Source organism: Streptomyces sp. NPDC002004 (assembly GCF_053593975.1).
The window spans coordinates 421129-439996 of record NZ_JBSFDP010000001.1 but is presented as its reverse complement, the minus strand read 5'-3'; the positions used below and the strand labels follow the sequence as shown (position 1 = coordinate 439996).

General features: G+C 73.6%; 13 protein-coding genes. 4 read left to right on the top strand and 9 right to left on the bottom strand.

What is annotated here, in order from left to right:
• Positions 1-161: 161 nt before the first annotated feature.
• Both ACWCP6_RS01890 and ACWCP6_RS01885 read right to left on the bottom strand, forming a co-directional pair.
• Positions 162-2096, bottom strand: coding sequence for an amylo-alpha-1,6-glucosidase (locus tag ACWCP6_RS01890; RefSeq protein WP_450930338.1), 1935 nt, complete (start codon positions 2094-2096; stop codon positions 162-164).
• A complete protein-coding gene (locus ACWCP6_RS01885; protein ID WP_450930337.1) occupies positions 2089-3657 on the bottom strand; it encodes an MGH1-like glycoside hydrolase domain-containing protein in 1569 nt (522 codons plus the stop codon). Before ACWCP6_RS01885 ends, ACWCP6_RS01890 begins: the two co-directional genes overlap by 8 nt.
• A 129-nt stretch (positions 3658-3786) precedes the next feature.
• On the opposite strand from ACWCP6_RS01885, the gene ACWCP6_RS01880 reads away from it, so the two are divergent.
• The 3 genes from ACWCP6_RS01880 (at position 3787) to ACWCP6_RS01870 (ending at position 9275) form a co-directional block, all read left to right on the top strand.
• A complete protein-coding gene (locus ACWCP6_RS01880) occupies positions 3787-5016 on the top strand; it encodes an ROK family protein (protein ID WP_450930336.1) in 1230 nt (409 codons plus the stop codon).
• Positions 5017-5547: 531 nt separating this feature from the next.
• Positions 5548-8268 (top strand): pyruvate, phosphate dikinase, encoded by a 2721-nt coding sequence (gene ppdK / locus ACWCP6_RS01875; RefSeq protein ID WP_450930335.1) that lies wholly within the window; start codon positions 5548-5550, stop codon positions 8266-8268.
• A gap of 332 nt (positions 8269-8600) precedes the next feature.
• The gene (locus ACWCP6_RS01870) at positions 8601-9275 is read left to right on the top strand and encodes a hypothetical protein (protein WP_450930334.1); all 675 of its coding nucleotides are present in this window, start codon (positions 8601-8603) and stop codon (positions 9273-9275) included.
• Positions 9276-9317: 42 nt separating this feature from the next.
• Here the strand turns inward: ACWCP6_RS01870 and ACWCP6_RS01865 are convergent, their stop codons facing one another.
• The 4 genes from ACWCP6_RS01865 to ACWCP6_RS01850 form a co-directional block, all read right to left on the bottom strand.
• Positions 9318-10250 (bottom strand): oxidoreductase, encoded by a 933-nt coding sequence (locus tag ACWCP6_RS01865; protein WP_450930333.1) that lies wholly within the window; start codon positions 10248-10250, stop codon positions 9318-9320.
• Between the two features lie 161 nt (positions 10251-10411).
• Positions 10412-10768 carry a nitrite reductase small subunit NirD gene (nirD, locus tag ACWCP6_RS01860; RefSeq protein WP_450930332.1) on the bottom strand — a complete coding sequence of 119 codons (357 nt, stop codon included), beginning with the start codon at positions 10766-10768 and terminating at the stop codon, positions 10412-10414.
• A complete protein-coding gene (gene nirB, locus ACWCP6_RS01855; RefSeq protein WP_450930331.1) occupies positions 10765-13353 on the bottom strand; it encodes a nitrite reductase large subunit NirB in 2589 nt (862 codons plus the stop codon). Before nirB ends, nirD begins: the two co-directional genes overlap by 4 nt.
• A 2-nt stretch (positions 13354-13355) precedes the next feature.
• The gene (locus tag ACWCP6_RS01850; RefSeq protein WP_450930330.1) at positions 13356-14594 is read right to left on the bottom strand and encodes an NAD(P)/FAD-dependent oxidoreductase; all 1239 of its coding nucleotides are present in this window, start codon (positions 14592-14594) and stop codon (positions 13356-13358) included.
• Positions 14595-14871: 277 nt separating this feature from the next.
• Here ACWCP6_RS01850 and ACWCP6_RS01845 point away from each other — a divergent pair, with 277 nt between their 5' ends.
• Positions 14872-15654, top strand: a complete 783-nt coding sequence (locus ACWCP6_RS01845) for a sulfite exporter TauE/SafE family protein (protein WP_450930329.1) — start codon at positions 14872-14874, stop codon at positions 15652-15654.
• Positions 15655-15682: 28 nt separating this feature from the next.
• Here ACWCP6_RS01845 and ACWCP6_RS01840 read toward each other — a convergent pair whose 3' ends face one another.
• The 3 genes from ACWCP6_RS01840 to ACWCP6_RS01830 all read right to left on the bottom strand — a co-directional run bounded on the left by ACWCP6_RS01840 (position 15683) and on the right by ACWCP6_RS01830 (position 18506).
• A complete protein-coding gene (locus ACWCP6_RS01840) occupies positions 15683-16321 on the bottom strand; it encodes a class F sortase (protein WP_450930328.1) in 639 nt (212 codons plus the stop codon).
• 34 nt (positions 16322-16355) lie between these two features.
• Positions 16356-16871: a hypothetical protein gene (locus tag ACWCP6_RS01835; protein ID WP_450930327.1), complete on the bottom strand. Its 516-nt coding sequence runs from the start codon at positions 16869-16871 to the stop codon at positions 16356-16358.
• A 150-nt stretch (positions 16872-17021) separates the two neighbouring features.
• Entirely contained in the window at positions 17022-18506 is a 1485-nt protein-coding gene (locus tag ACWCP6_RS01830; protein ID WP_450930326.1) for a sensor histidine kinase, read from the bottom strand.
• Positions 18507-18868: the final 362 nt, after the last annotated feature.

Below are 18868 nucleotides of genomic sequence, written 5' to 3'. Positions count from 1 at the left end.
TCGCCCGTGCCGTGGCCGGGCGCTTCCATCGTCCATCCGTCCGCGGCCGGGTGCGAGACCGTCCCGCCGTACGGGTGGGGATCCGGTCACGGCCGCCCGGCGTCACCCGGGCGGTCCCCGCGGACCGTCGCCCCGCCACCGCCGGGCAGGACGCACGCTCGCTACGTCCCGCCCACGGCGGTGAGCAGGGCGAGCGGCGCGGCCGCCGAACGGGCCTCACGGGTGCAGGCGTGCGGATACGGCACCGGCGTGGGATGGGTGTCGCGCGGATAGCCCGCGAGCACCTCCGGCAGCCGGTGCGCGTCGGCCGCGGCCGCGTCGACCAGGGCGCGGGCGACCGTCCGTGCCTCGTCGTGCAGGCCGTAGCGGGACAGTCCCAGCGCGATCAGCGCGTTGTCGTGCGGCCACACCGAACCCCGGTGGTAGGAGAGGGGGTGGTACGCGGCCTGGCCCGACGCCAGGGTGCGTACTCCCCAGCCGGAGAAGAAGTCCGCCTCCAGCAGCCTCCGGCCCACGGCCTCCCCGTACTCCTTGTCCAGCAGCCCCGACCACAGCAGATGGCCGGCGTCCGAGGCGAGCGCGTCCACATGACGGCCTTCGCCGTCGAGCGCCAGCGCCGGGAAGTTCCGGCCCGCCATCCAGAAGTCCCGCTGGAACCGGTCCCGCAGGTCCGCCGCGGTCTGCGTCAGCAGATCCGCGTAGACCGCGTCGCCCCACACCGTCCGCGCCAGCCATGCGGTGCGGCGCAGCGCGTCGTACGCGTACCCCTGCGCGCCCGCCGCCATCACCGGGCCCGACGGGCGTTCCCCGTCCGCCGAACAGATCGCGCCCGGCGAGTCCTTCCAGTTCTGGTTGGCGAGCCCGCCCTCGTCCGCTCGGTAGACGAGATAGCCCCGCGCGGTGAGACCGCCGTGGTCCAGCATCCAGCCGACGGCGGCCCGGGCGTTCGGCTCCAGCCGGGTGGCGAGCGTGGTGTCGCCGGTCCGCTCGGTGTACGCGCCGAGCAGCACCAGGAACAGCGGGGTCGCGTCGACCGAACCGTAGTAGCGGCCGAACGGCACCTGGCCGAAGTGCGCCAGCTCGCCGTGGCGCACCTCGTGCACGATCTTGCCGGGCTGGGCCACGGGGCCCCGGGTGCCCTCCGTCGCCTGGGTCGCGGCGAGCGCGGGCAGCGTCGCGGCGGCCAGCCGGGGCAGGTACGGCAGCGCGAACAGCGAGGTCAGCAGGGCGTCGCGGCCCAGCATGGTCAGGAACCACGGCACGCCGGCCGCCGGCACCCGCAGCCGCTCGCCCTCCGGCCCCGTCGCCGCGACCCGCAGCACCGCCAGATCGGAGAGGCCCAGCGAGCAGGCGGCGGCGAGCTCCGGCCAGCCGGACGGCAGCGGCACCGCCTCACTGAACTCCTCTTCCAGAGCAGCGAGTTCGGACGCGGCGGCCTCGGGCGACGCGGGTACGTCGGCCGGCGGAGCGCCGTGCGGCCGGGCCGTCACGCGCAGTGTCAGTTCGCTGCGGCCGTGCGGCGGCAGCCGCAGCGTCCAGACCAGCCGCCGGGCGCCCGTGCCCGTCTCCTCGACGTGGTCCGGGGCGGGGTCGGCGGTCACGGTGGTGCAGGAACGCCACTCACCGCGCCGGTAGCCGAACTCCACGCCGTCGTCGCGGATCTCGCGGGAGCGCACGGCGCCCGCCTTGCTGTACGTACGGTGGTCCGAGCGCAGCTCGAACTGGTCCGTGAAGTCGGCGTCCGCGGTGACGGCGATCCGCACCTCGGTCGGCACGGGCCGGTTGCCCGCCACCCGCAATGTCTCCACCAGGCCGCTCTCCGCAACGGCCTGCTCCCGGAACACCGTGTACGCGGGCGGCTCCTGCCGTCCCCCGCGCGGCACCAGCACGCAGCGCGCGGTGCTCCCCTCGGCCACCGGCGTCAGCACCTCCGGCACGGCGCCGTCCACGGTCAGCTGCCACCGGCTCAGATGCCGGGCGTCGCGGACGAACAGCCCACCGGGCACGGTGTTTCCCCGTGCTCCGGTGATGTCGCCCCCGGCCCCGAGGGCCGCGAAGGTCCCCCCGTACACGAACACGCAGTGCCGCTCACTCATCCCCGTATCCCTCCCTGGCGGTGCCGCCGCCCCGACTGTGGTGCGCGGCGCCCGGCCGCGCCTGCCGATGACCGCCGCGGGCGGCCGTACCGCCGGAGCGATCCGCGTCCGCGCCGTGCGCATCGCTCCCGGCCCCCGGCAGCGGGTGGTCCCCGCCCCCGCTGCCGGGGGCCCCGACGTGCATGTCCGGCTCCCGCGGCGCCGGGCCGGCCGGGTCCGCCGGGTCGTCCAGCAGATCCAGGACGAGGGCCGCGGTCCAGCCGAACCCCCGGGCTCCGCACCCCTCGCCCGTGTACGGGTGCACGTACTCGGCGAAGTCCGAGGACGCCGCGGTCGTCAGCATCGCCGCGCGCAGCGTCCCCGCGAGCGCCCGCTCCCCGTGCAGCCGCAGACCCCGCTCCAGCAGCCAGTTGATGTTGAACCAGGCAGGGCCCCGCCAGTACCGGTGCGGATCGAAGGCCCGCCCTGTGAGGTCGTAGCTCGGCACGAGCCGGGCCGGACCGCCGAGCCCGAAGCGGGGCCCGCACGCCGTGCGTACCAGCGCCGCCGCGATCCCGCCCGGCAGCGCGGGCAGGATCAGCGGGACCAGCCCCGCGACCCCCCGCTCGGGAACGAGCCGCCCGGTGTTCGCGTCCCGGCAGAGGAACATCCCGTCGGCGGGATCCCAGAGCCGCTCGACCAGCGCCGCCGTCAGCCGTTCGGCCCGGGCGTGCCGGGCCGTACCCGTGGCTCCCAGCTCCCCGGCGATTCGGGCCAGTGCGTGCTCGGACGCGATGAGCAGCGCGTTGAACGCGGGGTCCTCCACCGCGAAGGACGTGAAGGCCGCGGCCCCGTCGGCGTACCCCCGCTCGCGGTAGTCCGTCGCGAGCCGTACGTACCGCCCGTAGTCCAGGTCCGTCGGCCTGTCGCCGGCCGAGCCGTGGTCGAGGTCGGCACGGCGGAAGGAGTGCGGCGCGGCGGGCCGGACCCGCGCGAGCGGCGCGTCCCAGCAGGGGCTGTTGTCCATGCCCTGCTCCCACGGGTGCACGATCGACGCGAGGCCGTGCCCGCCCGCGTCGCGCCGGTGCAGCAGATAGCGGTGCCAGGCCGCGAGCCGCGGATGGACCCGGGCCAGGAAGGAGCGGGCGCGGGAGAGCTCGGGGTCGGCCCGGTGCACGAGCCATGCGGCCAGTGCGTGCACCGGGGGCTGCACGATCCCCGACGTCTGCACCCCGCGCGGCGACCCGGCAGCGCGCCCCGCAACGGACGACCGCCAGAAGTCGGGGCTCGGGAAGTAGGCGTCCAGCGGCACGGCGGGGTTGAACACGATGTGCGGCACGCGCCCGTCGCCCCACTGCGCGTCGAGCAGCGTCTCCAGCTCGATCTGGGCCCGCAGCGGCGACACATGGCGCAGCCCGATCGCGATGAACGCCGAGTCCCACGACCACTGGTGCGGGTACAGGCCGCGGGACGGCACCGTGGACGATCCCGTCCAGTTGGCGTGCAGCACCCGGGCGGCCCGCTCGTGGAGCGGGGTGCGCCGGGCGGTGCGGCGCCGGGGATGATCGGTGGTGCGGTGCACGGAGGTCTCCCGTGAGTCTCCCGAGTGGCGACATCCCGTCAGTTCCGCACTCGGCACTGTGGAGTTACGTCTATTTAACACGCACAACTCACTATGTAACGTGGGTTCGGTCGACACAAGGGGGTAGGGATGGCCGGGAATCAGGGAGTACGGTCGGCCGGGGTCCCGGCGAGCGCCGGGGATCTGCTCCATCTGGTGCGCAGTGGACGCGCGACGACACGCGGGGCGATCCAGCAGGTCACCGGACTCTCCCGGGCCACCGTCGGCCAGCGCCTCGACCGGCTCTTCCGCGCGGGCTGGCTGCGCGAGGGCGCCGCGGGCCCGGTGGACTCGCCGCTCGGCGGCCGTCCCGCCGTCCACCTCGAATTCGACGACGCCCACGCGGTGGTCCTCGCCGCCGACCTCGACACCCGGCACGCCCGGGCCGCCCTTCTCACGCTCACCGGTGATCTCCTCGCCGAACACGCGGGCCCGCTTCTCGTCGAGGACGGTCCCGAGGCGGTGCTCGGCGAGCTCGGCCAGTGGTTCGGCGCGCTGCTGAACGAGACGGGGCGTGCCCCGGACACGGTCTGCGGGATCGGCCTCGCGGTGCCGGGCCCGGTCGACAGCGCATCGGGCCGTGTCGTGCAGCCGCCGATCATGCCGGGCTGGGACGGCTACGACATACGGGGCCGAGTGCGTCGCGCCTTCGCCGGGCACACGCGCGGCGCCCGCACCGAGGTCCCGGTGTTCGTGGACAACGACGCCAACCTCATGGCGTACGGCGAGCAGCGCACCGGATTCCCCGGCTGCGCGGCCTTCGCGCTGGTCAAGGTCTCCACCGGCATCGGCGCCGGCGTCGTCGTGGACGGCGCGATCTACCGCGGCATCGACGGAGGAGCCGGCGACATCGGCCACATCCGGGTCCCCGAGGGCGCCGGGGCGCTGTGCCGCTGCGGCGCGTACGGCTGCCTCGCCGCCGTCGCCAGCGGGCGCGCCCTCGCGCGGCGGCTGACGGAGGCCGGTGTCCCCGCGGCGTCCGGCTCCGATGTGCGCGGGCTGCTCGCGGCCGGGCATCCCGAGGCGGTGCGGCTGGCCCGGGAGGCGGGGCGCACGGTCGGCGAGGTGCTGGCCACCGTCGTCACGCTCCTCAACCCCGGCGTGCTGATGATCGCCGGGGACCTCGCCGGGACCCCGTTCCTCACCGGTGTGCGGGAGCTGCTGTACCAGCGGGCCCTGCCGCGCTCCACCGCTCATCTGGAGGTCGTCACCTCACGGCTGGGGGAGCGGGCCGGGCTGATCGGGGCGGGGGCCCTGGTCGTGGAGCAGCTGTATGCACCGGAGCGGGTGGAGGAGCGGCTGCTCGCCCTGGGCGTCTGAGCAGGGACCTTCCGCGGCGCCGAGGGCGGTGAGGGCCCCGGTGGACACCGCGGGACCGGCGTCCCGGGCATCCGCCGGTCCTCGCTCAGGTGAGCGCCGGTGACCTGCCCCGGTGTCGCCCGCGGCAATGTTTCGCGGACCGTCGCGGGCGTCCGTATGGTGAAATTCAGCCGGTCCCCCCGGCGTGATTCTCGCCACCCTTGATAAGGGTTGCGCTCAGATGAGCGGAAGGAGGGCGATTGCACTTCTCCAAGTCGTGGCACTCAGTGCCACCTCTCTCGCATTCAAAAACTGAACACACTTGCGTGACACCTCCGCTCAGATGAGCGCGTAGGGGCGTCTACGGGCGTTGATTCATTCAAGTAATGAAGATCGCGGGATGTTCGGCGACGAAGCCCGTCGACTTTCGATCCGGTGGCTGACGGTTGGTTACGGCCGTATGACGCGCAAGTGGACGTACCCAGGTGCCTTCGATCTGGGTATGTTCCTCGCCGTCAGGGCAGCCACGTCGTCCTCGAGGAGTCGAGACCCGTGTCGGAAAACAAAGAACCCCACGTAGCGAAGTTCGTTTACGACTTCACCGAGGGCAACAAGGACCTCAAGGACCTCCTCGGCGGCAAGGGTGCGAACCTCGCCGAGATGACCAACCTCGGTCTCCCGGTGCCTCCGGGCTTCACCATCACCACCGAGGCCTGCAAGGTCTACCTCGACAGCGGCGAGGAGCCCGCGGCACTGCGTGACGAGGTGAGCGCGCACCTCGAGGCACTCGAGACGAAGATGGGCAAGAAGCTCGGCCAGGCCGACAACCCGCTGCTCGTCTCCGTCCGCTCCGGGGCGAAGTTCTCGATGCCGGGCATGATGGACACGGTCCTGAACATCGGCCTCTCCGACAAGTCCGTGAAGGGCCTCGCCGACCAGGCCGGCGACGAGCGCTTCGCGTGGGACTCCTACCGGCGCCTCATCCAGATGTTCGGCAAGACCGTCCTCGGCGTCGACGGCGAGCTCTTCGAGGAGGAGCTGGAGAAGGCCAAGGCCGCCAAGAAGGTCACGGTCGACACCGACCTCGAGGCCGCCGACCTCAAGAAGCTGGTCACCCGGTTCAAGAAGATCGTCAAGACCGAGGCCGGCCGCGACTTCCCGCAGGACCCGCGCGAGCAGATGGACCTCGCCATCGAGGCGGTCTTCAACTCCTGGAACACCGACCGCGCGAAGCTGTACCGCCGCCAGGAGCGCATCCCGCACGACCTGGGCACGGCCGTCAACGTCTGCTCCATGGTCTTCGGCAACCTCGGCCCGGACTCCGGCACCGGTGTCGCCTTCACCCGCGACCCCGCCTCCGGCCACCAGGGCGTGTACGGCGACTACCTGCAGAACGCACAGGGCGAGGACGTCGTCGCGGGCATCCGCAACACCGTCCCGCTCGCCGAGCTGGAGCAGATCGACAAGAAGTCGTACGACCAGCTCATGCAGATCATGGAGACGCTGGAGACCCACTACAAGGATCTCTGCGACATCGAGTTCACGATCGAGCGCGGCCAGCTGTGGATGCTCCAGACCCGCGTCGGCAAGCGCACCGCGGGCGCGGCCTTCCGCATCGCCACGCAGCTCGTGGACCAGGGCCTCATCGACGAGGCCGAGGCGCTTCAGCGCGTCAACGGCGCCCAGCTCGCGCAGCTGATGTTCCCGCGCTTCGACGAGAAGGCCAAGGTCGAGCAGATCGGCCGCGGTATCGCCGCGTCGCCGGGTGCCGCCGTCGGCAAGGCCGTCTTCGACTCGTACACCGCCGTGAAGTGGTCCCGTTCCGGCGAGAAGGTCATCCTGATCCGCCGCGAGACCAACCCGGACGACCTGGACGGCATGATCGCCGCCGAGGGCATCCTCACCTCCCGCGGTGGCAAGACCTCGCACGCGGCCGTCGTCGCGCGCGGCATGGGCAAGACCTGTGTCTGCGGCGCCGAGGAGCTGGAGGTCGACACCAAGCGGCGCCGGCTGACCACCGCCGACGGCACCGTCGTCGAAGAGGGCGACCTCGTCTCCATCGACGGCTCGACGGGCAAGGTGTACCTGGGCGAGGTCCCGGTCGTGCCCTCGCCGGTCGTCGAGTACTTCGAGGGCCGTATGCACGCCGGCGCCGACGACGCCGACGAGCTGGTCGCGGCCGTGCACCGGATCATGGCGTACGCGGACCGGGTCCGCCGTCTGCGGGTGCGTGCCAACGCCGACAACGCCGAGGACGCGCTGCGGGCCCGCCGCTTCGGCGCCCAGGGCATCGGCCTGTGCCGCACCGAGCACATGTTCCTCGGTGAGCGCCGTGAGTACGTCGAGCGGCTGATCCTCGCCGACACGGACGAGGAGCGCGAGGAGTCCCTCAAGGCGCTCCTGCCGCTCCAGAGGCAGGACTTCGTCGACCTCTTCGAGGCGATGGACGGCCTGCCGGTGACGGTCCGCCTGCTGGACCCGCCGCTGCACGAGTTCCTGCCCGACATCACCGAGCTGTCGGTCCGGGTGGCACTCGCGGAGTCCCGCCAGGAGCACCACGAGAACGAGCTGCGTCTGCTTCAGGCGGTGCACCGCCTCCACGAGCAGAACCCGATGCTCGGTCTGCGCGGCGTCCGCCTCGGCCTGGTCATCCCCGGCCTGTTCACCATGCAGGTCCGTGCCATCGCGGAGGCCGCCGCGCAGCGCATCACCGCCAACGGTGACCCGCGTGCCGAGATCATGATCCCGCTCGTCGGCACCGTCCAGGAGCTGGAGATCGTCCGCGACGACGCCGAGAAGGTCATCGCCGAGGTCCAGGCCTCCACCGGCGTCGAGCTGAAGCTGGCGCTCGGCACGATGATCGAGCTGCCGCGTGCCGCGGTGACCGCGGGCCAGATCGCCGAGGCCGCGGAGTTCTTCTCCTTCGGCACGAACGACCTGACCCAGACGGTCTGGGGCTTCAGCCGGGACGACGTGGAGGCCTCGTTCTTCACGGCGTACCTCGAGAAGGGCATCTTCGGCGTCAGCCCCTTCGAGACCATCGACAAGGACGGCGTGGGCGCGCTGGTCCGCAGCGCCGTGGAGGCGGGCCGGGCCACCCGGCCCGACATCAAGCTCGGCGTCTGCGGCGAGCACGGCGGTGACCCGGAGTCGGTGCACTTCTTCCACGAGGTGGGCCTCGACTACGTGTCCTGCTCCCCGTTCCGCATCCCCGTCGCCCGCCTCGAGGCGGGCCGGGCGGCGGCCCAGTCGCGGGGCAGCGACAGCCGCTGACGCACTGGTCCGCCGGGCACGAAACCGGCGGACCGCAGCGACAGCAGCTGACGCGTCGGTCCACCGGGCACGAAACCGGTGGACCGGCCCCGATCCGGGGCCGTTGCCGATTTACCCTCACCGACCCGGCAACGGCCCCGGCACTTGAAGAAGGACGGCACCCTGTGCGGGGGTGTCGTCCTTCTTGTGTTCGGGGGCTTGTGCGAGGGGCGCCGGGGCGGCGCGCCGGGCAGGGCCCCGGGTATCAAAGGTGCGTCAACGCGGTGCCTGTTCCGGTCAGGGGGGTGTCAACGCGGGGGACCGGGCGGCGGGGCGGCGATACCGTGCGGCTCATGGGACGCGACAGGCGCGAACGGGCAGGGCGGGACGTCGGCGGCGCGGCGCGGGAGGGCGTACGCGCCGCGGGCGGGAGCGAGGGCGTGAAGGCCGCGGGCGGGAGCGAGGAGCGGGGCGCCGTCTCCCGGGACGCCGGCCGGGGGCCCGCACTCCCGGGGGCAGCGGCCGGGCGGGACGTCGCGGTGGACCGGCGGTGGGCGTCGGACCTGCGGTCCGCCCTGTTCTGCGCGCTCGCCCTCTTCGCACTGATCGTCCTCATCGACCGGGCCAACGGCACGCTCACCCCGGCGCGCACCGTGCTGTGGGCCGCGCTGTCGGTGCTGCTGTACCTGGTGCTGCACCCGCCCCGGGTGACCGCGGGCCGCGGCTGGCTCGAGGTCCGGGGCGTATGGCGCACCCGCCGGGTGACGACGGGGCTGCTCACGGCCGTACGGCACAGCGAGGGCGTGGCGCAGCGGCTCACCCTGCGCGACGCCCTGGGCAACCGCGTGGAGCTGGACCCCAGGGTGCTGGTGGACAACCCGCTGCTGTGGCACCGCCTGGAGACGGGGGCCCGTACGGCCCGGGCGAACGGGTTCCTGCGGACAGGCGAGGAGACCCTGCGCCGTCTCGGCGAGCGGATCGACACGGAGACCACGCGCGCGCTGTTCGAGGCCTCGGACCTGCGCTGACGGCGTGACACGAGGGCGGCGTACGGCTCGGCCGCCCTCGCCTCACACCTTCAGCGCGTCGTACGTCACCCCGGTGAGCCGCTCCGACTCCGTCCACAGCCGGTCGCCCGCCGTGTCGTTCAGCGTCCAGGCGGCGCGCCACGACGGCGCCGGGGCGCCGCGCCAGCCCTGGAAGCGGGGTCCGGTGAAGGAGTCCGGGCGGACGCCGGGCGCGGTCGCCGCGTACAGGGTGGGCAGCGCACCGTCCTCGGCCGACTGGGCGAGTACGCGGTTGCCGAACTCCGCGACCCGCTCGGCGAACCGCCGGCCCTCCATGCGGACGCCCGCGGTCTGGAGGTTCGTGGCGGCGTAGCCCGGATGCGCCGCCGCGGCCACGACGTCGGCGCCCGCGGCGTCGAGCCGGCGCGCCAGCTCGTGGACGAAGAGCAGATTCGCCGTCTTGGAGCGCCCGTACGCGATCCAGCGGCGGTAGCGCCGCTCGCTGTTGAGGTCGTGGATGTCGATGTTGGCGAGCGCGTGGAACCCGCTCGACACGCTGACCACACGCGCACCCGGAGTGGCGAGCAGCGCGGGCAGCAGCAGCCCGGTCAGCGCGAAGTGCCCCAGGTGGTTGACCCCGAACTGGGTCTCGAACCCGTCCTCGGTCGTCCCGTACGGCAGGGCCATCACCCCGGCGTTGTTGACCAGCAGGTCGAGCGAGCCGTGATCACGCGCGTACGAGGCCGCGAACTCCCGTACGGAGGACAGCGATCCCAGGTCCAGTGGGGCGAAGGCGACCTCCGCCCCCGGCACCTCGGAACGGATGCGGTCGGCCGCCGCCGTGCCGCGTGCCTCGCTGCGGCAGGCGAGGACCACCGTGGCGCCCTTGCGGGCCAGCTCGCGTGCCGTGACCAGACCGATGCCGCTGTTGGCGCCGGTGACGACGGCGGTACGGCCCTTCTGGCCAGGGATGTCGCTCGCGTTCCAGCCCGTCATGACGGAACTCCCTCGGGAGACTGCGGATACCGCACAGTATGCCGTCGGGACCCGGCGCCCGTACGCCCCTCCCGGCAGGGCACCCGGGCACCGCACCCCACGTCCGCCTGCGTCCGCCCTCACCGACCGGTACGCGAGCACCGCAGGGGCCGGGGACCCCGTCACCCCTGGGACAGGCTCACCCGGTAGGTGGCCACCGACACCGACTCGTCGTCCAGGCAGCGCCCCGTCGCCAGGTCGAAGCGCTGCTTCAGCAGGGGCGACGCGACGAACGGACGGCCCTCGTGGCTGCCCATCAGGCCCCGTGCCAGCACCGCGGCGCCCGTGAACGGATCGCGGTTGTCCACGGCGTACAGCCCGCCCGCGCGGTCCTGGAAGACCGCCGCCTGGCTTCCGTCGGGGAGGAGGGCGGCGACACCCCGGCCGGGGGTGAGCCGGGACGGGTCGCACACGGGGATCCAGGCGTTCTCCACCAGGACCTTCACCACAACAGCGGTCTTCTCGACGGCCATGGTCATCGGGACGGGGTTCCTTCCAGCAGACGGGGGGTGCCGAGCGTGAGCAGCGGCAGGTCCGGCTTGATCTGGTCGCGTTCGGGGACGAACCTGACCAGCGGGTCGGGTGTGTCGGGTGCGTTGACGAAGGAGACGAAGCGGGCCAGGCGCTCGGGGTCCCGGACGGTGTCGGCCCACTCGTCGCGGTAGTTCGCGACGTGCTCGGCCATCAGGGCCTCCAGCTCCGCGCAGATGCCGAGGCTGTCGTGGACCACCACGTCCCGTACGTGGTCGAGACCGCCCTCGATGCGCTCCAGCCAGGCCGACGTCCGCTCCAGGCGGTCCGCCGTACGGATGTAGAACATCAGGAAGCGGTCGATCAGGCGGACCAGTTCGGCGTCCGACAGGTCCTGGGCCAGCAGGTCCGCGTGGCGCGGGGTCGCGCCGCCGTTGCCGCCGACGTAGAGGTTCCAGCCGCCCGCCGTGGCGATGACGCCGAAGTCCTTCGACTGGGCCTCCGCGCACTCGCGCTGGCACCCGGAGACCGCCGACTTGAGCTTGTGCGGGGAGCGCAGGCCCCGGTAGCGCAGCTCCAGGTCGATCGCCATGCGGACCGAGTCCTGGACGCCGTAGCGGCACCAGGTCTCGCCCACACAGGACTTGACGGTGCGCAGCGCCTTTCCGTACGCATGTCCCGACTCGAAGCCCGCCTCCACCAGGCGCGCCCAGATCAGCGGCAGCTGCTCCACCCGGGCGCCGAACATGTCGATGCGCTGGCCGCCCGTGATCTTCGTGTAGAGGCCGAAGTCGCGGGCCACCTCACCGATCACGATCAGCTTCTCCGGGGTGATCTCACCGCCGGGCACCCGTGGGACGACCGAGTACGAGCCGTTCTTCTGGAGGTTGGCGAGGAAGTGGTCGTTGGTGTCCTGGAGCGCGGCCTGTTCGCCGTCCAGCACATGGCCCTCCGCGCCGATGCTCGGGGCGAGCGAGGCGAGGATGGACGCCACGGCCGGCTTGCAGATCTCGCAGCCGTCGCCGCCGCGCGCCGCGTCACGGCCGTGCTCGTCGAGGAGCGTGCGGTACGAGGTGATGCGCAGGGCGAGCACGATCTCGTACAACTCCTGCCGTGTCTGCGCGAAGCAGCCGCACAGGCCCTTGTCGACCTCGACGCCGGACGCCTCCAGCTCCGCGTCCACCAGCTGCCCCAGCACCTTGACGCAACTGCCGCATCCGGTACCGGCCTTGGTGCACTTCTTCACCTCGGGAACCGTCGTGCAGGAGTGCTCCGTCACCGCCGCGCGGATGGTGCCCTTGGCGACGTTGTGGCACGAGCAGATCACCGCCGAGTCCGGCAGCGCGGAGGGGCCGAGGGTCACGGGCGCGCCGGCGCCCGCCGGGAGGACCAGCTGCTCGGGGGAGAGCGGCGGCACCGTGCCGGTGAGCGGGCGCAGCGTGCCGTACGCCTCCGCGTCACCGACGAGGATGCCGCCCAGCAGCTCACCGCCCGGGCCGATGACGAGCTTCTTGTACGTCCCCGACCGCGAGTCCGCGTAGACGACGTCCAGGCAGCCATCCGCGGTGCCGTGCGCATCGCCGAACGACGCCACGTCCACGCCGAGCAGCTTGAGCTTCGTCGACAGATCGGCGCCGGTGAAGGCCGAGGCCTCGCCGGCGATCGCGGCGGCCGCCGTCTCGGCCATCTCGTAGCCCGGCGCGACCAGTCCGTACACCCGGCCGTCGGACGCCTGCGCGCACTCACCGATCGCGTACACGTGCGGGTCGGCGGTGCGGCACCGCTCGTCCACGGTGACGCCGCCGCGCTCCCCGACGGGCAGCTCGCAGGCGCGCGCCAGGGCGTCCTGGGGGCGCACCCCGGCCGAGAACACCACCAGATCGGTGGCGAGTTCGGAGCCGTCGGACAGCTTCACACCGACGACCGTGCCGTCCTCGCCCGTCACGACCTCCTGGGTGCCGGTGCCCGTGTGCACGGTCAGACCGCGCTCCTCGATCGTCCGCAGCAGCGCCGCGCCGCCGCCCTCGTCGACCTGCACAGGCATCAGACGCGGCGCGAACTCGACGATGTGCGTGCCGAGCCCGAGGCCCTGCAGCGCGCCCGCCGCCTCCAGCCCCAGCAGTCCGCCGCCGACGACCACACCCGTGGTGGCACGCTCCCCGGCGTACCTCTCGATGGCGAGCAGGTCCTCGATCGTGCGGTAGACGAAGCAGCCCTCGGCGTCCTTGCCCGGCACGGGCGGCACGAAGGGGTACGAGCCGGTCGCGAGGACCAGCGTGTCGTAGCCGACGACGTGCCCCGAGCGGGTTGTCACCGTCCGCGCCGCGCGGTCGATGTGCTCGGCCGGGTCCCCGAGCCGCAGTTCGATGCCGTGCAGGGCGAGGAAATCCGGGTCGGTGAGGGAGAGGTCGTCCGGCGTCCGCCCCGAGAAGTACGAGGTGAGCGCGACCCTGTCGTACGCGGGGCGGGGCTCCTCGGCGAGCACGACGATGTCGTGCGTCGCGGTGAGCCCGCGATCGGCGACGGCTTCGAGGAAGCGCTGGCCGACCATGCCGTGGCCGATCAGGACGATGGTGGGGGCGGAGACGGCCATAGTCAGGAGCCTTCCTCGTGGGTGAGCAGGTGCAGCAGGGGGGCGCCGCCCGGCGGCAGCGGCTCGGCGTCCTCCCAGGCGCGGGCGAGCGTGCCCACGGTGCCGAGTTCGCCGAGCAGGACGCCCCCGACGAGCCGGTCCCCGCGGACGACGACCTTCCGGTACGTGCCGCGGGTGGCGTCGGTCAGCCGGACGACGTCGTCGCCGGGGCGCTCGTCCGGCTCGCCGAAGACGGCGAGGTCGAGCGGGTCGGTGCCGGCCAGGGTCAGCCGGGTCAGGGCGCGGGTGCCGGCGTAGCGGCGGCCGGAGCCCTCCGTGAGCAGGCCGGCGACGACCTCGGCCTGTTCCAGGGCGGGTGCCGCGAGGCCGTAACTGCGGCCCGCGTGCTCCGCGCAGTCGCCGACCGCGAAGATGTGCGGGTCCGAGGTGCGCAGTTCGTCGTCGACGACGACACCCGAGCGCACCCGGAGACCGGCGGCCTCGGCGAGCCCGGTCCGCGGGCGCACCCCGCAGGCCAGCACCACCAGGTCGGCGCCGAGGAAGTAACCGTCCGCCAGTTCGACCGAGCGGACCGCGCCCTCGACGCAGCGCACGCCGCGCACCCGGCACTCCGTGTGCACCTCGACGCCCAGGGACGTCAGATGCCGGTGCACCAGCCGGGAGGACGCCGGGTCCAGATGGCGCTCCATCAGGCGCTCCGCCTGCTGTGCGAGCACCACCGAGGCGCCGCGCAGCGCCAGCGAGCGCGCCGCCGACACCCCGAGGAGACCGCCACCGATGACCAGGGCGCGGATCCCCGGACGTATCGCGTCCGACAGCGCCAGGCAGTCGTCGAGCGTGCGGAAGGCGTGCACACCGCCCGGCAGCGCGGTGGCTCCCGGGCTGAGCAGGCCGCGCAGGGGCGGCAGCACCGGGTTGGAGCCGGTCGCCAGGACGAGTTCGTCGTACGGCACTTCGGTGCCGTCGGCGCAGTGCACCACGCGGGCGGAGCGGTCGACGGCGACGGCGCGCGAGGCGACGTAACGGCCGGGCGGGACCGGCAGGGCGATGACGTCGGGGCCGTAGCGTCCGGCCAGGACCTCGGCGAGCAGGACGCGGTTGTACGGGGGGTGCGGCTCGTCGCCCACGAGCACCGCTGCGGTGCCGCGCGCGGCGAGCCGCTCGGCGACACGCGTGCCGGCGAGGCCTGCGCCGATCACCACGACGCGGGCCGACCCGGTGTTCGAGGCGGAAGAGGTCATGCACGGCAGCGTGCGCGGTGGGTGTTACCCGGTCGCATCCGATCCGTTTCTCCCGGGGAACGCTGCCCTCAGCGGGGGACGGGGGGAGGTGTGAGGGTCCGCGCCACGCCCACGGTGCCGCCTGTGCGTGCCCCGGGCACCGCCGCGCGCCCGCCCCTGTCCGAGGCCGCCCGCCCTCTTGCCGCCCCGGCCTCCGGGCCGCCCCAACCTCAGAAGTCACTCAACTCCGACAGAGATGGATGGACGGCGCACACATCTTGTCCTTAGGGTCGCGGCCATGCCCGACATATCTCTGACCACGGTGATTCTGCTGTGCCTCGCCGCGGCCGCGGCCGGCTGGATCGACGCCGTGGTGGGCGGCGGGGGACTGATCCTGCTGCCCGCGATGCTGCTCGGCCTGCCCCCGAGCACGCCCGCCGCGTACGCACTCGGCACGAACAAGGCCGTCGCCATCGTCGGCACCACCGGCGCGGCCGTGACCTATGTGCGCAAGGCCCCCGTGGACCTGTGGACGGCGGTACGGATCGGGCTCGCGGCGCTCGCCGGTTCCATGGGCGGCGCGTTCTTCGCGGCGGGCATGAGCAGCGCGGTGCTGCGGCCGGTCATCATGGTCGTCCTGCTCGGAGTCGCCGCGTTCGTGATCCTCAGGCCCGCGTTCGGCACCGCGCCCGCGCCGGGGCCGGTCACGCGCCGCCGTGTCCTCGCGGCGATCGGCCTCGCCGGCCTCGGCATCGGCTTCTACGACGGCCTGATCGGGCCCGGCACGGGCACCTTCCTGGTACTCGCGCTGACCGCGGTGCTCCACCTCGACCTGGTGACCGCATCCGCCACCGCGAAGATCGTCAACTGCTGCACCAACGCCGGCGCCCTCGCCATGTTCGCCTGGCAGGGCACCGTGCTGTGGCAACTGGCCGCCCTGCTCGCGGTGTTCAACCTGGCCGGTGGCACCTTCGGCGCCCGCACCGCCCTCAAGAAGGGCTCCGGATTCGTCCGCGGCGTCCTGCTGACGGTGGTCTTCGCCCTCGTCGCGAACCTGGCGTACCAGCAGTGGCTGGCCTGAGCCGGCCGCCGACCCGCGGCCGGCCGCCTCACTCCCGGGCCGAGGCCTTCGTGCCGGTGAGATGGGCGAAGACCACGACATTGCCCTGATAGCCCGTCGACCTGGAGTAGGGGCCGCCGCAGGTGATCACCCGCAGCTCGGGGCGCGGCGCAGCGCCGTACACCTTCTCGTCCGGGAACTTCCGGGCGTCGTAGACCTCCACCGCGTCGATCGTGAACACCGCGTCGGCGCCGTCCCGGCGTTCGATCTCGACGGTCGCTCCCTTGCGCAGTGCACCCAGGTCGTAGAAGACGGCGGGCCCCTGCGCGTTGTCGACGTGTCCGGCGACGATCGCGGTGCCCTTCTCGCCGGGCGTGACCCCGTCCTCGTACCACCCGGCGACCTGCGGCTCGTCCGCGGGCGGCACGTCGAGGCTGCCCTGCCGGGTCAGGCCGAGCCCGACCAGCGGAGCGTCCACGCGGATCGAGGGGATACGGATCCGGTGGGGCGCCGATGCGGGCAGCGCGGCGGCCCCCTTCCGGTCCCCGCCGGAGCCCGGCGACGCGGCCTGCTCGGCGGAGGGCTGCGGCGGAGTGTGCTCGCCGGGGCCGCCGCCCAGCAGCCAGACGGCCGAGCACAGGGCGAGCACACTCGCCGCGGCTATGGCGGAGTCGCTGAGCTTGCGCACGGTTCCCCCTCGGGGCCGTCGGGAGCCGGACGGATCAGAACCCTTCGCCCCGGGCACGGCGGTGGAGCAGCCAGGTGCCGCCCGCCGCGGCGACGGCGAGGGCGGCGACGCCGGCCGCGGTGTGCAGGGGGTCCGGTCCGAGCGCTCCGCCGACACCGGTCTTCAGGCTGCCCCTGGGCTGCACCTGCTGGCCCCCGGCGACCATCGTGACGACCAGATCGCCGGCCACCTGTCTGCCGTCGGTGCACTTCGCGACGATCTCGTAGGTGCCCGGCTGCGCGGACGGCGGCACCTTGAACTGGCCGGTGGCCTGGTCCTCGTGCGCGCTCGGCGCCAGCGAGAACAGCCCTGCACCGACCGCGCTCGCATCGCCCTGCGCCGTTCCGCCCGCCCCGCACGCCGCCGTGTTCACGCTCACCGTCGTACCCGGTGTGGCGGTGCCGGGAAGGACCTCCAGGGCGCTCGTGTCACTCGCCGACGCGGCACTCCCGGCCAGTCCGACCGCGGCCACGGCCAGCGCGGTACCGGTGAGCAGACGGGCAGTGCGCATGGTGGTCGCTCCTCCGAGAGGGCACGGCCCGCGGCACCCCCAAGTGCCGCTGCGTCGGTCGCACCCCTGCACCTCCGAGGTAAGCGGGGGCGGGCGGGGGGCGCCTCCTGGAGACCGGTGAACGGGTGACTTGGGCCCCGGGTCACCCGTTCACCGGGCGCGGTCCGCCTCCCCCTCGCAGCCCGCACCTCCCGGTGGCCCACAGCCCGCGGCCCGCGGGACCTGCCCGGCCTCGGGCAGCCGGACGACGGCCACTGCGCCGCCGTCCCGGGCGTTGTGCAGGGAGACCGTCGCGCCGACGACATGCGCCTGCCCGAACGCGATGGTCAGCCCCAGCCCCGTGCCCTGCCCGCGCTCCCGGGCCCCCGTCACGAACCGTCGCGGACCCTCCCGCAGCAGCCGCTCCGGGAACCCGGACCCGTGGTCCCGCACCACGACCGAGGCCCCCTCGACCCGGACCTCGACGGGTCCGTCCCCGTGCGTGCGCGCGTTGGCCACGAGATTGGCCAGGATCCGCTCCAGACGGCGCGCGTCGGTGCGTACGAAGGTGTCGGGCCCCTCCCCTCCCGGGGCCCCGGCGCAGGCGACCCGGCCTGCGCCCACTCTCCGCACGATCCGCTCCATCAGCGCCCCCAGCGGGTGGACGTCGAGGTCGGGCCGCTCCACGGCCGCGTCGAGCCGGGCCACCTCCAGCAGGTCCTCGGTGAGGTTGCGGAGCGCGGCGACACGGTCGCGTACGAGCTCCGCCGGCCGCCCCTCCGGCAGCAGCTCCGCGGCCATGTGCAGCCCCGTCAGCGGTGTACGCAGCTCGTGCGCGACGTCCGCGGTGAACCGCTGCTCCGCCTCCAGGCGCCGCTGGAGCGTGGTGGCCATGGTGTCCAGGGCGGCGGCCAGTTCGGCGACCTCGTCGCGTGCCCCGGGCGGCCTCGGGCGGCCGATCCGGGCGTCGAGGTCTCCGCGGCTGATACGGCGGGCGATGGCGGCGGCGGCCCGCAGCTCCCGGCTGAGCCGGGTCGCGATGCCGAACCCGCCGAGCGCGGCCAGTCCGACGACGGCGGCACCGGACACCAGCAGCCGCCGGTCGAACTCGGCCATGTCGGCGGTCTGCTCGCGCAGCGACTCCCGTACCGAGAGCACATGGCCGCCGACCTGCCGGGCCGCCCACACGCTCGGCTCGTCGCCCGACATGTCCAGGCAGGTCGTGCGGCGGCCGTCGAGCGCCGCCTTCCGCAGCGCGCGCGGCACCTCCGGCGAGTCGACCGCGGCGTCGACGGAGGCGTCGCGCCGGTCGACCTGCCCGGTCAGCTCGTACAGCTGGCGCACCCGCACCAGTTGCTGGGTCGCGGATTCCCGCGCGTCCCTCTCGACCTCGGCGAGACGGGCCTGATGGACCAGCAGCCCGATGGCCACGGCCACCAGGGAACAGCCGATGGCGAGCGCCGCGGCGATCTTCCAGCGCAGCCCGAGCCCGCCGACGGCGTCCCGGACGCGACGGAGCCCCGCCGAGCAGGCACGGGCCGGACCGCGGCCCGGGCGGCGGGCCGCAGCCGCGGGCGGCGCCGGGGCGGGCGCGGGCGTCCGGGGCCGGGCGGGTGCCGGAATCCCGGTCGAGTCCGGGGTGCGGGGCGGGCTCACGAGCCGGTCCCCTCCGTGGTGCCCACGCAGGCCGGCCCGTCCGGGCTGCCGCAGCCCGCGAGCCCGGCGGACGCGGCCGCAGCGGCGCGGCCGCCGAGCGGGCGAAGACGGTGGCGACGATTCATGACCCGAACGACAGTAGGAACGTTCCATCACAGAAATCCGGAGATTCTGTAACAGAAAACTCCGAAACGGGGTAGGAAGCGTGAATCGGGACCAAAGGCCTGTCCGATGGCCCCTGTCCGTCCCGGGAAAAGCGACGGTCGCCTCGGCCGAATGACCGAGGCGACCGATGTGACGGCTGTGCGAGGCAGGACCTGGGCGGCCCTGGACCGGCGGTGCCGGGCCGGCCCGCTCCGGGG